Below are 13,990 nucleotides of genomic sequence, written 5' to 3' on the forward strand. Positions count from 1 at the left end.
CCTACGATCGGTTCTACTGGACGCGCCACCGCGCCAGCACCGACCTCCGAGGAGACCCGCACTCCATGACCGACGTCCGCGATGTCATCGTCATCGGCTCCGGCCCGTCCGGCTACACCGCCGCCCTCTACACGGCCCGGGCGAACCTGAAGCCCCTGGTCTTCGAGGGCTCGGTCACCGCAGGCGGAGCGCTGATGAACACCACCGAGGTCGAGAACTTCCCCGGTTTCCGCGACGGCATCATGGGCCCGGCCCTGATGGACGAGATGCGCGCCCAGGCGGAGCGGTTCGGCGCCGAGCTGGTCGCCGACGACGTGGTCGAGGTCGACCTGACCGGCGACGTGAAGGTCGTGAAGACCTCGACCGACACCTTCCACGCCCGCTCGGTGATCCTCGCGATGGGCTCCGGCTACCGCAAGCTCGGCCTGCCGCGCGAGGAGGAGCTCTCCGGCCGCGGCGTCTCCTGGTGTGCGACCTGTGACGGCTTCTTCTTCCGGGACCAGCACATCGCCGTGGTCGGCGGTGGCGACTCCGCGATCGAGGAGGCGACGTTCCTCACCCGCTTCGGGTCCAAGGTCTCGCTGATCGTGCGCCGCGACGAGCTGCGCGCCTCCAAGATCATGCAGGAGCGCGCGTTCGCCGACCCGAAGCTCGAGATCATCTGGAACGCCAAGGTGCGGGAGATCAACGGCGCCGACCGGCTCGAGTCCCTGACGCTGGAGGACACGGTCACCGGCGAGACGAGCAACCTGCCGGCCACCGGCCTGTTCATCGCGATCGGCCACGACCCGCGATCGGAGCTGCTGCACGGGCAGGTCGACCTCGACGAGAACGGGTACGTCGTCGCCAGCCACCCCTCGACCGGCACCAACCTGCCGGGCGTGTTCGCGGCGGGCGACCTGGTCGACCACCACTACCGCCAGGCGATCACCGCCGCCGGCACCGGTTGTGCCGCGGCGCTCGACGCCGAGCGCTACCTCGCCGAGCTGGACCACGCGGCGACCTCCCCGCGCGACGCCCAGGACCGGGCGGACGCCGAGATGGTGACCGAGGCCGTCCAGACCGCGGGTGCCTGAGGTCGCCATCCGGCTGCCCGGGCGCGGCGGGGAACATCCGTCCCCGCCCTGCTGTTGAGTGTGATCAGACCTCAGTGTTCATCGAAGAAGGGAATCATCCGTGGGCAACATCAGTGCCGTGACCGACGCCGAGTTCGACGCGCAGGTCCTCAAGTCCGACAAGCCGGTCCTCGTGGACTTCTGGGCGGAGTGGTGCGGTCCGTGCCGCCAGGTCGCGCCGATCCTCGACGAGATCGCCTCGAGCCACGGTGACAAGATCACCTTCTACAAGATGAACGTGGACGAGAACCCGGTCACGCCGTCCAACTACCGGGTCACCGGGATCCCGACGATCAACGTCTACCAGGGCGGCGAGGTCGTGAGGACCATCGTCGGCGCCCGGCCGAAGGCCGCGCTCCTCAACGAGCTCGCGGACTTCATCGCCTGAGCTGCCCTGGCCTGAGCCTGCGAAGGCCAGGATCCAGCAGCCAGGTCGAGTAGCGACGGGCGTATCGAGACCCGTTCAGCACACCCTGACGATCACCTAGCTCAGCTTCGTTCGCGAGGCCCGGGTCGCCTTCGGCGCCGGGCCTCGCGCCGATTTCGGGGCCGGGCGCATGACGCCGACCAGTCGCTCGATCGCGGCCTCGACCTCGTCCCGCCACGTGACCGCGGTGCTCAGGTCCATCCGCAGCCGGGGCCTCGCCGGGTGCGCCCGGTGGGTCTTGAAGCCGACGCCGCCGAGGAAGTCGACCGGGACGACGCAGTGCCCCGCGCGTCCCTTCGGGTCGCCGAACGCCTCGACCGCTCCCACGCCCCCGCGGCGGATCAGGTCCCGGGCCATGCCCTGCACCAGCATCCGGCCCAGTCCGCCGCCCCGGTGCGCTGGCTCGACGTACGCCATGGTGAGGAGCACGGCGTCCGGCGACACCGGCGCGGTGGGGAAGCCGGCGGCACCGGGGACGAACGCCTCGGGCGCGTAGACGAGGTAGCCCACCGGGCGGTCGTCGACGAGGGCCACCCGGCCGCAGGACCCCCACTCGCGCAGCACCTGGGAGACCCAGGCGTCCTTCTCCGCACACGGGTCGGCGACCCGCTCCCGCCGGACCGGGTCCAGCTCCCAGAACAGGCAGGACCGGCAGGGCGCGCGGAACGTCTCGAGGTGGTCGAGCGTCAGCCGGACGATCTTGCGCGACATCACATCTCCGTCCCGTGGTCCTTGTCAGCCATGGTAGGCCCGCGCCTGCGAGGATGACCGCGTGCGCAAGATCCGACAGAGCCGGAAGCTGCAGAACGTCCGCTACGACGTACGCGGGCCGATCCTCGTCGAGGCGCAGCGGCTGGAGGCCGAGGGCCACCACATCCTGAAGCTGAACATCGGCAACACCGCGCCGTTCGGCTTCGACGCCCCGGAGGCGATCGTCGCCGACATCGTCCACCACCTGCCGGACTCGCAGGGCTACAGCGACAGCCAGGGCATCTACCCGGCACGCACCGCCGTCGCGCAGTACTACCAGAGCCACGGCCTGCGCGACGTCACCGTCGAGGACGTCTTCATCGGCAACGGCGTCTCCGAGCTGATCGGGATGGTGCTGCAGGCGTTCCTGGACGACGGCAACGAGATCCTGGTGCCGGCGCCCGACTATCCGCTGTGGACCGGCGCGATCACGCTCTCGGGCGGCACCGCCGTGCACTACGACTGCGACGAGGCGAACGGCTGGGACCCCGACCTCGCGGAGGTGGAGTCGAAGATCACCGAGAACACCCACGGCCTGGTGATCATCAACCCGAACAACCCGACCGGGGCCGTCTACAGCGAGGACACGGTCAAGGGGCTCATCGACATCGCCCGGCGGCACCAGCTCGTGGTCTTCGCGGACGAGATCTACGAGAAGATCATCTTCGACGACGCGGTGCACCACCACGCCGCGACGTACGCCGGCGACGACGTGCTCTGCCTGACGTTCAGCGGCCTCTCGAAGGCCTACCGGGTCTGCGGCTACCGCGCCGGCTGGGTGATGATCTCCGGGCCGAAGGAGCTCGCCGAGGACTTCCTCGAGGGGCTGACGCTGATCGCGAACATGCGGATGTGCGCGAACGTGCCGGCCCAGCACGCGATCCAGACGGCACTCGGCGGCTACCAGTCGATCCAGGAGCTGATCGTGCCGGGTGGCCGGTTCTACGAGCAGAACAAGCTCGCGGACCGGTTGCTGAACGAGATCCCGGGCGTCAGCAACGTCGCCCCGCGCGGCGCGCTCTACTGCTTCCCGCGGCTGGACCCGGAGGTCTACCCGATCCAGGACGACGAGACGTTCGTGATCGACCTCCTCCGGGCCAAGAAGATCCTGGTCACCCACGGCACCGGCTTCAACTGGCCACGTCCCGACCACTTCCGGCTGGTGACCCTGCCGGACGTCCACGTGCTGGAGGAAGCGATCGGCCGGATCGCGGACTACCTCGAGACCCGCTACTGATGGCCGCCGGCATGCGTGACCTCACCTATCCCCCGGTCATCGTCGCGGCGAAGACCGCGTTCCGCGCCCTCGGGCAGCGGTTCCAGATGAGCGGCACCGAGCACGTGCCGCGATCCGGGGGCGTGCTGCTCGCCTGCAACCACATCGGGTACGTCGACTTCGTCTACGGCGGCCTGGCGGCCGACCCGGCCGGGCGGCTGGTGCGGTTCATGGCCAAGCGCGAGCTGTTCACCCACCGGTGGGTCGGCCCCCTGATGCGGTCGCTGCACCACATCGAGGTTGACCGCGGGGCCGGCGAGACGTCGTACCGGACCGCCGTGGAGTACCTGCAGGCCGGCGAGGCCGTGGGCATCTTCCCGGAGGCCACGATCTCGCGGTCGATGGAGCTGAAGGAGTTCAAGACCGGCGCCGTCCGGATCGCCGCCGAAGCCGGCGTCCCGCTGGTGCCGGTGATCCTCTGGGGAACCCAGCGGATGATGACCAAGGACCGTCCGCGCGACTTCTCGCGCGGCAAGACCATCGCGATCCGGGTCGGTGCGCCCCTGCACCCGACCGGCGCGGACCCGGTCGCCGAGACGGCCGAGCTCCGCGCCGCGATGACCGATCTGCTGGACGAGGCGATCCGGGAGTACCCCGCCGACGAGCAGCCGCCGGGCTGCTGGTGGCTGCCGGCGTCGTACGGCGGGACGGCTCCGACCCCGGAGGAGGCGCTCCTCCTGGATGCCGAGGAGAAGGCGCGCCGCGCTCGCTAGACATGGAGTCGTCAGGTCGACGAGTCGTTTTGTCGACTTATCGCTTTAGCGATGGATCGAGTCAGATCGGGCGGTCGGTCCGGTTCCGCGGATCCATGATGTCGACGATGCGCTGGAGGTCGTCGAGCGAGGCGAACTCGACGGTGATCTTGCCCTTGCTGCGGCCCAGGTCGACCTTGACCCGGGTCTCGAACCGGTCCGAGAGCCGCTCGGACAGGTCCACCAGGCCGGGTGCGACCGGCTTCCGGCGGGCCACCCGCTGCGTAGGTGCGTCGGTGTCGCGCACGGCGACGATCTCCTCGAGTCCCCGGACGCTGATGCCCTCGGCCACCACCCGCTGCGCCAGCCGGTCCTGCAGGTCCGGGTCCTCGACGGCGAGCAGGGCACGGGCGTGTCCGGCCGAGAGCACGCCGGCAGCGACCCGGCGCTGGACGGCGGGGGTGAGCCTGAGCAGCCGGAGCGTGTTGCTGATCTGCGGACGGGAGCGCCCGATCCGGGAGGCGAGCTCCTCGTGGGTGCACCCGAAGTCCTCGAGCATCTGCTGGTAGGCCGCGGCCTCCTCCAGCGGGTTCAGCTCCGACCGGTGCAGGTTCTCCAGCAGCGCGTCGCGCAGCATGTCGATGTCATCGGTCTCCCGGACGATGGCGGGCACGGTCTCGAGGCCGGCCTCCTGGGTGGCGCGCCAGCGCCGCTCGCCCATGACCAGCTCGTAGTCCTCCGGCCCGTGCCGGCGCACGACGACGGGCTGGAGCACTCCGATCTCGCGGATCGAGTGCACGAGCTCGGCCATCGCCTCCTCGTCGAAGACCTGGCGGGGCTGGACCCGGTTCGGCGTGATCTGGCCGACCGGGACCTCCGCGAAGTAGGCACCCGCGACCGTGGCGAGGTCGTCGGTCGCCCCGGCCGCCGTGGGGGCGTCCTCGGCCGGCGCGGTGGGGATCAGGGAGCCCAGTCCGCGACCGAGTCCGCGGCGCTGCGGCGGGCGTTGGGCGGCGTTCATGCGGGTGCTCCCTTGATCGCGATCTCGCGCGCCGCCTCGAGGTAGGACAGCGCGCCCGGCGATCCGGGATCGTAGGTCATCACGGTCTGTCCGTACGACGGCGCCTCCGAGACCCGGACCGAGCGCGGAATCGTGGTCTTGAGGACCTGGTCGCCGAAGTGCTCGCGCACCTCGTCCGCGACACCGGCGGCCAGCCGGGTGCGGGCGTCGTACATGGTGACGAGGATCGTCGAGACGTCCAGTGACGGGTTCAGGTGCGCCTTGACCATCTCCACCGTCTCGAGGAGCTGTCCCAATCCCTCGAGGGCGTAGTACTCGGCCTGGATCGGGATCATCATCTCGTTGCCGGCGACGAGCGCGTTGAGCGTCAGCAGTCCCAGTGAGGGCGGGCAGTCGATCAACACGTAGTCGAAGCGGTCCTCACCGACGTCCTCCGCGGAGCCGACCAGCGGGTGCCCGTGGATCGCCTTGCGCAGCCGGCCCTCGCGGGCGACCACCGACACCAGCTCGATCTCGGCGCCGGCCAGGTCGATGGTCGCCGGGACGACCATCAGGGTGTCGACCTCGGGACTCGGGCTCGCCACGTCCGCGAGCGGGACCCCGTCGACCAGCGCGTCGTACGTCGACGGCGCCCCGCGCCGGTGCTCCACGCCCAGCGCCGTCGAGGCATTGCCCTGCGGGTCCAGGTCCACGACCAGCACCCGCTGGCCGAGCTGGGCCAGCGCCGCGGCCACGTTCACCGTCGAGGTGGTCTTCCCGACCCCGCCCTTCTGGTTCGCGACCACGAAGACGCGGGTCGCACCGGGGCGCTCCAGCGGTGGCCGCATCCGGGCGCCGTGCCGGGCCAGGACGACGTGCTCGGCGGCACGGGCCAAGGGCGTCGAGTGGTCGCCCCCGAGGTCGGTGCCCGGGAAGTCCGGTGCGGCGACCGCGATGTCCGCCGCGGTCCGGACCGGGATGCCCGTCGCGGGTCGGGTCGCGTCGGTTTCACGTGAAACATCGGCATCCGACGAATGGCCGCCCGCCTGTGGATGACCGGGCCCGACCTGTGGATAACCACGCTCAGGGGGTGCGCCGTCGCCGGTGGAAAACTCGCTCACGCCCGACGCCTCCGGTTCGACTTGGTCTTCGCTCTGGGTGCCGCAAGCGGCCAAGATACCCGTCCCGGATCCGCCCAGGCCACCCGGACCGCAACGGTGGTGGACGACACGAGACCCGCACCGAGCACGCGTACCTCCGGCTCGGCGCATCCCCACCGGTCCAGCACCGGCCGAGCGGCCTCGATCTCGTCGGTGATCGTGGACCCCTTCATCGCGACCAGTGCTCCCTCCGGGTCCACCAGTGGCATCGACCAGCCGAGCAACCGGTCCAGCGGTGCGACCGCGCGCGAGGTGACGACGGCGAACCGACGCTCCCCGTGCAGGGAGTCCGCACGACCCCGCACGACCTCGACGCCACTCAGCGCGAGGTCGGCGACCACCTCGTCCAGGAACGTCGTGCGGCGCAGCAACGGCTCGACCAGCGTGAGCCGGAGATCCGGGCGGGCGATGGCCAGCACCAGGCCCGGCAGGCCGGCGCCGGAGCCGATGTCGCAGACCGTCGCGTTCTCGGGCACCAGGTCGGCGAGCAACGCACAGTTCACCAGATGCCGCTCCCACAGCCGGGGGGCCTCGCGCGGGCCGATCAGCCCGCGGACCACCCCGTCGGTGGCCAGCAGCTCGGCGTACCGCTCCGCCAGCGGCAGCCGCGCAGACGGGAACACCCTCCGCGCCACCTCGGGCGCGGAGGGTGTTTCACGTGAAACCTCGCTCATGTGGTCACGCGGGGAGGACCACCACATGGCGTCGCGGCTCGACACCCTCGGACTCCGAGGTGAGGCCGGCGGCTGCCACGGTGTCGTGCACGACCTTGCGCTCGAAGGGCGACATCGGGTCGAGCGAGACGGGGGCGCCGGTCTCCTTGACGTGGGCCACGGTCTCCTCGGCCAGCTTGACCAGCTCGGTCCGCTTCTCGGCCCGGTAGCCCGAGATGTCGAGCATCAGCCGGGACCGCTCGCCGGTCTCGCGGTAGACCGCCAGCCGGGTGAGCTCCTGGAGGGCGTCGAGCACCTCGCCGTTGGCACCCACCAGCTGGGACAGGTCCGCGCCGACGATCGAGACGGCCGCCCGGTCGCCCTCGACGTCCATGTCCAGGTCGCCGTCGAGGTCCGCGATGTCGAGCAGCTCCTCGAGGTAGTCGGCGGCGATGTCGCCCTCCTGCTCGAGCCGCTGGATGCGGGATCCCTCCCGGAGCGGGGCCTCGGTCCCGGTCTCGCCGTCCACCTCGGTCCCGGTGTCGGTGTCCGCCCCGGGCTCGGTCTCGTTCGCGGCGTCAGTCATGGGTGCCTCCCTCGGGCTTCGGCTTCGGGGCGGGCTGCGGCCCGCTGGTCTTCTTGCGCTTCTCGCGCGACTGCTTCTTGGGCTGCTGGCGCTGCTGGGGGCGCCGCTCGGGCTCCGGCTCCTCGACCACGGTCTCGACCACCGTCCCGTGCTTGAGCGCCTTCTCCCGGTCGCGGTCCTCCTTGGCCTTCGCGGCCGCGGTGCCCGGCGCCGGGTTGTTCCGGATCACGTAGAACTGCTGGCCCATGGTCCACAGGTTCGACGTGGTCCAGTAGAAGAGGACACCGATCGGGAACGCGATGCCGCCGACGGCGAACACCACGGGCAGCACGTAGAGCAGCAGCTTCTGCTGCTGGGCGTACGGACCGCTGAGCGCGTCCGGCGGCATGTTCTTGCTCATCAGCTGCCGCTGGGTGGTGAACGTGGTCGCGGTCATCGCGACCACCAGCACCGCGGCCAGCACCTGCACCGCGAGGACACCGCCGGAGTGCAGGAAGCTCGCGGTGATCGGGATGGTGCCGAACAGCTTGGCCTCGCCGAAGCTGCGCGCCAGCTCATCGGTCAGGAACGCGATCCCGGAGCTCTTCGCGGCGTGGTGGTCCAGCAGCCGGAACAGGGCCAGGAAGATCGGCATCTGGATCAGGATCGGCAGGCACGAGGCGAACGGGTTGGTGCCGCTCTCGCGGTACAGCTTCATCGTCTCCTGGGCGAGCCGCTCCCGGTCGTGGCCGTACTTCTTCTGCAGCTCCTTGACCTTCGGCTGGATCAGCTGCATGTTCCGGCTCGACTTGATCTGCTTGACGAACAGCGGGATCAGGGCGGCCCGGACGGTCAGGGTCAGGCCGATGATGGACAGCACCCAGGTGGCGCCGCCGGCCGAGTCCATCTGCAGGATGTTGACGAACATCCAGTGCCAGGCCACCAGGATGGCCGAGATGGCGTAGTACAGCGGCGTCATGATGAAGTGGCCGATGTCGCCGAGGGGTCCCACGCGATCAGGCTCCTTGCTGGGGTGAGGGGGATGAGCCCGCGCTCAGGCGGGAAGTCTCTGCGGGGTGACCGCGACGCGGCACCGGGTCGTAGCCCCCGGCCGCCCAGGGGTGGCAGCGGCCCAGCCGGCGGACCGTCAGCCAGCTGCCCACCAGGCTGCCCCGCACCGTGACCGCCTCGAGGGCGTACGCCGAGCAGGACGGGTGGTACCGGCAGACCTGACCGTACAGCGGGCTGATCAGCAGCCGGTAGAGGCGCAGGAAACCGATCAGCAGCCAGCGCAGCGGGTCGTACCTCATCCGCCCACCTCCTGCGCCAGGGCCCTCTGGAGGCAACGTGCGAGATCGGCGCCGAGTTCCGCTGACGACGCGGTCGCCGCGGCCGGCAGCGCCCGGACCACGAGCACAGCAGAGCCCGGGAGCGACGTGACGTGCTCCCGGGCCTGGTGTCGGAGTCGGCGCTTCACGCGGTTGCGGGTGACGGCATCGCCCACGGCCTTGCTGACCACGAAGCCCACCCGCGGGGGTCGGTCCGCCTCGGACGACTGCTTCGTCGCCAGATGCACGACGACGGTGCGTGCTCCGCAGCGGCGGCCCGTGCGGACCGCCTCGCGGAACGAGGCACCGTCGCTGAGGCGGTGAGCCGAGGACAGCACGCGGCTGACCCGGGTCTCGGCCGGCTCGGCCGTCAGACGGCGAGGTCCTTGCGGCCCTTGCGGCGGCGCGAGGACAAGATGGCGCGGCCGGCGCGGGTACGCATGCGCAGGCGGAACCCGTGCACCTTGTGGCGGCGGCGGTTGTTCGGCTGGTACGTACGCTTGCTCACGAGCTTCTCTCCATGGTGTTGTCAGGACAGCCACGCCGGGCCGGAGCGGCAGTGCTCAGTCGGACCTCTGCGGGCCTTCGGCTGGCACCGCGCACCCACGAATGACCGCTCGTGCGGCTGCTCTGTCGTGGACATGCGGCACCGGTCGACACCGGGTGACCGAGCAACGGTACGCGCTGGCAATCCACAGGGTCAAACCGGCGCCGGGTCCCCGCCAGACTACCTGTGGATGACGGCTTGCCCGCGCCCGCGCGGGCTTGTTACGTTCGCTGCCAACGAGGTTCCCCGCCACCTGTGCACCGGCCCAGATCGGCAGCAGCTGTGACGCCCGCCACAATCGGGACGACAGGCTCCTGACCTGCAGAAACACCGCATCGGACCGGCCGTCGGGTGGTCTCGGACCGAGGCTCTCCACAGCGGAGGGCCCGGGTTCACAACCTGTGGACAAAGTTGTGGATGCAGAACGGAGCCCCGGCGTCCCGGTTCTCGCGGTTCTCCTGCGGGAGCGAGCGGCGTCACCGACGATGGTCGGCATCGACCGGGAGCCGACCGGGCCCCGGCCGACCAGCACTGACCAGAAAGCGGGAACGGTGGAGCAGAGCACCTCGGACCTCAGCCCGGACCTCAGGACCGCCTGGCGCGGTGTGGTCGACGACCTCCAGCCCAACCAGCGCGCCTGGCTGCGCGCGAGCGAGCCGGTGACCCTCCACGAGAGCACCGCGATCGTCGCGGTCCCCAACGACTTCACCCGCAACCAGCTCGAGGGCCGGCTCCGGGCCCAGCTCGAGGACGCGCTCACGGTCCGGTTCGGGCGCGAGATCCGGATCGCGGTCACCGTGAACCCGGCCCTGGAGGAGACGGCCGCGGCCGAGCCCACCGCACCCGGGCCGCAGGAATCGGCAAGTCGACATGTTGATATGTCGATAAACATCCCCACCGAGGCGCCGCCCACCCCGGTGCCGTCGAGTCCCGTCGAGCCGGCGCTCGAGCCGGGCACGACCGGCCGGCCGACGGCCCTGGAGACCCGGCTGAACCCGAAGTACACCTTCGAGACCTTCGTCATCGGGTCGTCCAACCGGTTCCCCCACGCCGCGGCGGTGGCCGTGGCCGAGGCGCCGGGCAAGGCCTACAACCCGCTGCTGGTGTACGGCGACTCCGGCCTGGGCAAGACGCACCTGCTCCACGCGATCGGCCACTACGTGCGCTCCCTCTACACCGGCGCGAAGGTGCGCTACGTGTCCAGTGAGGAGTTCACAAACGAGTTCATCAACGCGATCCGTGATGACCGCCAGGACCGGTTCAAGCGGCGGTACCGCGACGTCGACGTGCTCCTGATCGACGACATCCAGTTCCTGGAGGGGAAGACCCAGACCCAGGAGGAGTTCTTCCACACCTTCAACACCCTCCACAACGCCAACAAGCAGATCGTGCTGACCTCCGACCGCGCGCCCAAGCGCCTCGAGGCCCTCGAGGACCGGCTGCGCAACCGGTTCGAGTGGGGCCTGATCACCGACGTCCAGCCGCCGGACCTCGAGACCCGCATCGCGATCCTGCGCAAGAAGGCCGCGATGGACCGGCTGACCGCTCCGCCGGACGTCCTGGAGTTCATCGCCTCGAAGATCCAGACCAACATCCGGGAGCTGGAGGGCGCGCTGATCCGGGTGACGGCATTCGCGAACCTGAACCGCCAGGAGGTCGACATGACCCTGGCCGAGATCGTGCTCAAGGACCTGATCCCCGAGGGCGGGGAGCCCGAGATCACCGCTGCGCTGATCATCGCGCAGACCGCGGCGTACTTCGGCCTCTCGATCGACGAGCTGACGGGACCGAGCCGCGGCCGGCACCTGGTGCTGGCGCGCCAGATCGCGATGTACCTGTGCCGGGAGCTCACCGACCTGTCGCTGCCGAAGATCGGCGCCCAGTTCGGCAACCGGGACCACACGACGGTCATGTACGCCGACCGCAAGATCAACCAGCTGCTGGCCGAGCGTCGCGCCGTCTTCAACCAGGTCTCCGAGCTCACCAACCGCGTCAAGATGCAGGCCCGCCAGGTCTGACCCGGCGACAACCTGTCGCCCCCACGCCTGTGGAACCACATGTGCGCCACGCCGACGGGAGCCGGGAGAGCCTGTGGACGGAACACGACATCCCCACGCGGTCCCGGCGGCGCTGCACACCCACCACCAGGTCGTCCCCGCTTCATCCACAGGGCCTGTGCACCATAAAAACCCGGTCTGACCTGCGCGAACGCTGGTTCTCCACAGTCTCCACCGTTGCTATGACTCCCACGTACCTCCAGACAGATCGATCATCCGTGAACATCCATCCGGGCCCCTTCCTGGGGACAACTCCCGCTGGTCGGTCCTGCATGGCAGGATTCGCATCCCCACGCACGTGTGATCCACCGACCTCCATCGACCCGAAGGAACCATCGTGAAGTTCCGCGTCGAGCGCGACGTGCTCGCCGATGCCGTCGCCTGGGCTGCCCGCAGCCTGCCCGTCCGTCCCAGCGTTCCGGTGCTGGCCGGCCTCCTGATCGAGGCCACCGACGACGGCCTGGTGCTCTCCACCTTCGACTACGAGACCTCGGCCCGGGCCACGCTGAGCGCCCAGGTCAACGACGAGGGCAAGGCGCTGGTCAGCGGCCGGCTGCTCGCGGACATCTGCCGCAGCCTGCCCGACAAGCCGGTCGACATGGTGCTCGACGGATCCCGCGTGTCGCTCACCTGCGGCTCGGCGCGCTTCAGCCTCCAGACCATGCCGGTCGAGGACTACCCGTCGCTCCCGGACATGCCGAGCGCGACCGGCACCGTCGCGGCCGAGGCCTTCGCGCACGCGGTCGCACAGGCCGTGACCGCGGCCGGCCGCGACGACATGCTCCCGGTCCTCACCGGGGTCCGGATCGAGATCGACGGCAGCACCATCTCCCTGCTGGCCACCGACCGGTTCCGCCTCTCGCACCGGGAGCTGGACTGGAACCCGCGCACCCCTGACGAGTCGGCGGCGGCGCTCGTCCCGGCCCGCGTCCTCGGTGACACGGCCAAGTCCCTGACCGCCGGGGGCGAGGTGACCATCGCGCTCGCGACCACCGGCACCGGCGAGGGGATCATCGGCTTCGAGGGCCAGGCGCCGGGCGGCGTACGCCGGACCACCACGCGGCTCCTGGACGGAGAGTTCCCCAAGGTGCGGAGCCTGTTCCCCAGCGAGCACCAGACGACCGCCCTGGTCGACAAGGCCGCGCTGGTGGAGTCGGTCAAGCGGGTCGCGCTGGTCGCCGAGCGCAACACGGCGGTGCAGCTCGCGTTCAGCGACGGCGTGCTCACCCTCGATGCCGGCTCGGGCGACGAGGCCCAGGCCTCGGAGTCGATCGAGGCGACCATCAACGGCGAGGACATCACCACCGGGTTCAACCCGCAGTTCCTCCTCGACGGCCTCACCGCGATCGACCAGCCGGTCGTCGAGCTGGCCTTCACCCAGTCCTCCAAGCCGGTGGTGCTCAGCGGTCGGGCCGGGGACGGCGGCGGCGACGCCCCGTTCCGGTACCTCCTGATGCCCCGGCGTCTCCTTTCCTGACCTTCGGTCACGCGGCCTAGGCTGAGCGCATGGACATCGGACTCGTCGGACTCGGCAAGATGGGCGGCAACATGCGCACCCGGCTGCGCGATGCCGGGCACACCGTGGTCGGCTACGACCGCAACCCGGATCTCGCGGACGCGGACAGCCTGGCCGCGATGGTGGAGAAGCTGCCCTCCCCCAAGGTGGTCTGGGTGATGGTCCCCTCCGGGGACCCGACCCGCGAGACCATCCGCGAGCTCGGGGGGCTGCTCGGCGAGGGCGACCTGGTCGTCGACGGCGGCAACTCGAAGTGGACCGACGACCAGCGGAACGCCGAGATGCTCGCCGAGAAGGGCATCGGCTTCGTCGACTGCGGCGTCTCCGGTGGGGTGTGGGGCCTGAAGAACGGCTACGCACTGATGTGCGGGGGCACCGACGAGGACGTCGCGAAGGTGCAGCCCGCCTTCGACGCGCTCAAGCCTGACGAGGGCGGGTTCGTCCACGCCGGCCGGCAGCCCGGCGCCGGCCACTTCGCGAAGATGGTCCACAACGGGATCGAGTACGCCATGATGCAGGCGTACGCCGAGGGTTGGGAGCTGCTCGAGAAGGTCGACCTGGTCGACAACGTCCCCGAGGTCTTCGACTCCTGGCGCTCCGGCACCGTGATCCGCTCCTGGCTGCTCGACCTGCTGGTCGCCGCGCTGGAGGACGACGAGCACCTCGCCAAGATCGCCGGCTACGCCGAGGACTCCGGCGAGGGCCGCTGGACCGTCGAGGCCGCGATCGACAACGCCGTACCCATGCACGTCATCGCCGCCTCGCTCTTCGCCCGGTTCACCTCGCGCCAGGACGAAAGCCCGGCGATGAAGGCGATCGCCGCGATGCGCAACCAGTTCGGTGGCCACGCGACCCGCACCGAGCCGCCGGTGGGCGGGGACGCCAAGCCCTAGGGCCTGGCCCA

16 protein-coding genes are annotated in these 13,990 nt (G+C 70.3%); 7 read left to right on the forward strand and 9 right to left on the reverse strand.

The genetic code is table 11. The features are described from left to right. Positions 1 to 65: 65 nt before the first annotated feature. Both trxB and trxA read left to right on the forward strand, forming a co-directional pair. A complete protein-coding gene (gene trxB, locus N538_RS25555; RefSeq protein ID WP_036570662.1) occupies positions 66 to 1,076 on the forward strand; it encodes a thioredoxin-disulfide reductase in 1,011 nt (336 codons plus the stop codon). A gap of 100 nt (positions 1,077 to 1,176) precedes the next feature. Then, complete coding sequence (gene trxA / locus N538_RS0114450; RefSeq protein ID WP_028637874.1) at positions 1,177 to 1,503, forward strand: thioredoxin; 327 nt, start codon at positions 1,177 to 1,179, stop codon at positions 1,501 to 1,503. A 96-nt stretch (positions 1,504 to 1,599) separates the two neighbouring features. Here trxA and N538_RS0114455 read toward each other — a convergent pair whose 3' ends face one another. Beyond that, positions 1,600 to 2,253, reverse strand: a complete 654-nt coding sequence (locus N538_RS0114455; protein ID WP_028637875.1) for a GNAT family N-acetyltransferase — start codon at positions 2,251 to 2,253, stop codon at positions 1,600 to 1,602. Positions 2,254 to 2,314: 61 nt separating this feature from the next. On the opposite strand from N538_RS0114455, the gene N538_RS0114460 reads away from it, so the two are divergent. Both N538_RS0114460 and N538_RS0114465 read left to right on the forward strand, forming a co-directional pair. Next, on the forward strand, positions 2,315 to 3,529 hold the full coding sequence (locus tag N538_RS0114460; protein ID WP_028637876.1) for a pyridoxal phosphate-dependent aminotransferase: 1,215 nt from the start codon (positions 2,315 to 2,317) through the stop codon (positions 3,527 to 3,529). Positions 3,530 to 3,540: 11 nt separating this feature from the next. Further along, positions 3,541 to 4,281, forward strand: a complete 741-nt coding sequence (locus N538_RS0114465; RefSeq protein ID WP_028637877.1) for a lysophospholipid acyltransferase family protein — start codon at positions 3,541 to 3,543, stop codon at positions 4,279 to 4,281. Positions 4,282 to 4,342: 61 nt separating this feature from the next. Here the strand turns inward: N538_RS0114465 and N538_RS0114470 are convergent, their stop codons facing one another. Genes N538_RS0114470 through rpmH form a run of 8 tightly spaced genes read right to left on the reverse strand, consistent with a single transcriptional unit; the run spans position 4,343 to position 9,474 of the window. After that, positions 4,343 to 5,281, reverse strand: coding sequence for a ParB/RepB/Spo0J family partition protein (locus N538_RS0114470; RefSeq protein WP_028637878.1), 939 nt, complete (start codon positions 5,279 to 5,281; stop codon positions 4,343 to 4,345). Next, complete coding sequence (locus N538_RS25560) at positions 5,278 to 6,381, reverse strand: ParA family protein (protein ID WP_036570665.1); 1,104 nt, start codon at positions 6,379 to 6,381, stop codon at positions 5,278 to 5,280. The genes N538_RS0114470 and N538_RS25560 overlap by 4 nt, the downstream gene beginning before the upstream one ends. Then, on the reverse strand, positions 6,378 to 7,094 hold the full coding sequence (rsmG, locus tag N538_RS0114480; protein WP_028637879.1) for a 16S rRNA (guanine(527)-N(7))-methyltransferase RsmG: 717 nt from the start codon (positions 7,092 to 7,094) through the stop codon (positions 6,378 to 6,380). The genes N538_RS25560 and rsmG overlap by 4 nt, the downstream gene beginning before the upstream one ends. Positions 7,095 to 7,098: 4 nt before the next feature. Further along, positions 7,099 to 7,659: a Jag family protein gene (locus N538_RS0114485; protein ID WP_081790494.1), complete on the reverse strand. Its 561-nt coding sequence runs from the start codon at positions 7,657 to 7,659 to the stop codon at positions 7,099 to 7,101. Then, entirely contained in the window at positions 7,652 to 8,617 is a 966-nt protein-coding gene (gene yidC / locus N538_RS0114490) for a membrane protein insertase YidC (RefSeq protein WP_231496260.1), read from the reverse strand. Before yidC ends, N538_RS0114485 begins: the two co-directional genes overlap by 8 nt. A gap of 37 nt (positions 8,618 to 8,654) precedes the next feature. Then, entirely contained in the window at positions 8,655 to 8,948 is a 294-nt protein-coding gene (yidD, locus tag N538_RS0114495; RefSeq protein ID WP_028637882.1) for a membrane protein insertion efficiency factor YidD, read from the reverse strand. Then, positions 8,945 to 9,304, reverse strand: a complete 360-nt coding sequence (gene rnpA / locus N538_RS0114500; RefSeq protein WP_028637883.1) for a ribonuclease P protein component — start codon at positions 9,302 to 9,304, stop codon at positions 8,945 to 8,947. The genes yidD and rnpA overlap by 4 nt, the downstream gene beginning before the upstream one ends. Positions 9,305 to 9,336: 32 nt before the next feature. Next, entirely contained in the window at positions 9,337 to 9,474 is a 138-nt protein-coding gene (gene rpmH / locus N538_RS0114505; RefSeq protein ID WP_028637884.1) for a 50S ribosomal protein L34, read from the reverse strand. 524 nt (positions 9,475 to 9,998) lie between these two features. Between rpmH and dnaA the strand changes: the two genes are divergently transcribed. The 3 genes from dnaA to gnd all read left to right on the forward strand — a co-directional run bounded on the left by dnaA (position 9,999) and on the right by gnd (position 13,979). Next, entirely contained in the window at positions 9,999 to 11,531 is a 1,533-nt protein-coding gene (gene dnaA / locus N538_RS0114510; RefSeq protein WP_231496227.1) for a chromosomal replication initiator protein DnaA, read from the forward strand. Positions 11,532 to 11,907: 376 nt separating this feature from the next. Then, on the forward strand, positions 11,908 to 13,047 hold the full coding sequence (gene dnaN / locus N538_RS0114515) for a DNA polymerase III subunit beta (RefSeq protein ID WP_028637886.1): 1,140 nt from the start codon (positions 11,908 to 11,910) through the stop codon (positions 13,045 to 13,047). A 29-nt stretch (positions 13,048 to 13,076) separates the two neighbouring features. Continuing rightward, complete coding sequence (gnd, locus tag N538_RS0114520; protein WP_028637887.1) at positions 13,077 to 13,979, forward strand: phosphogluconate dehydrogenase (NAD(+)-dependent, decarboxylating); 903 nt, start codon at positions 13,077 to 13,079, stop codon at positions 13,977 to 13,979. Positions 13,980 to 13,990 lie beyond the last annotated feature (11 nt).

The sequence above is a fragment of the Nocardioides sp. URHA0032 genome (assembly GCF_000620645.1).
In the GTDB taxonomy this organism is placed as follows: domain Bacteria; phylum Actinomycetota; class Actinomycetes; order Propionibacteriales; family Nocardioidaceae; genus Nocardioides.

Excerpts from the sequence above, each read along its gene's own strand:
- yidD (WP_028637882.1), bottom strand. The coding sequence starts at position 8,948 with ATGAGGTACGACCCGCTGCGCTGGCTGCTGATCGGTTTCCTGCGCCTC.
- N538_RS0114470 (WP_028637878.1), bottom strand. The coding sequence starts at position 5,281 with ATGAACGCCGCCCAACGCCCGCCGCAGCGCCGCGGACTCGGTCGCGGA.
- N538_RS0114465 (WP_028637877.1), top strand. The coding sequence starts at position 3,541 with ATGCGTGACCTCACCTATCCCCCGGTCATCGTCGCGGCGAAGACCGCG.
- N538_RS0114485 (WP_081790494.1), bottom strand. The coding sequence starts at position 7,659 with ATGACTGACGCCGCGAACGAGACCGAGCCCGGGGCGGACACCGACACC.
- yidC (WP_231496260.1), bottom strand. The coding sequence starts at position 8,617 with ATGACGCCGCTGTACTACGCCATCTCGGCCATCCTGGTGGCCTGGCAC.
- dnaA (WP_231496227.1), top strand. The coding sequence starts at position 9,999 with ATGGTCGGCATCGACCGGGAGCCGACCGGGCCCCGGCCGACCAGCACT.
- N538_RS0114455 (WP_028637875.1), bottom strand. The coding sequence starts at position 2,253 with ATGTCGCGCAAGATCGTCCGGCTGACGCTCGACCACCTCGAGACGTTC.
- rsmG (WP_028637879.1), bottom strand. The coding sequence starts at position 7,094 with ATGAGCGAGGTTTCACGTGAAACACCCTCCGCGCCCGAGGTGGCGCGG.
- trxB (WP_036570662.1), top strand. The coding sequence starts at position 66 with ATGACCGACGTCCGCGATGTCATCGTCATCGGCTCCGGCCCGTCCGGC.
- gnd (WP_028637887.1), top strand. The coding sequence starts at position 13,077 with ATGGACATCGGACTCGTCGGACTCGGCAAGATGGGCGGCAACATGCGC.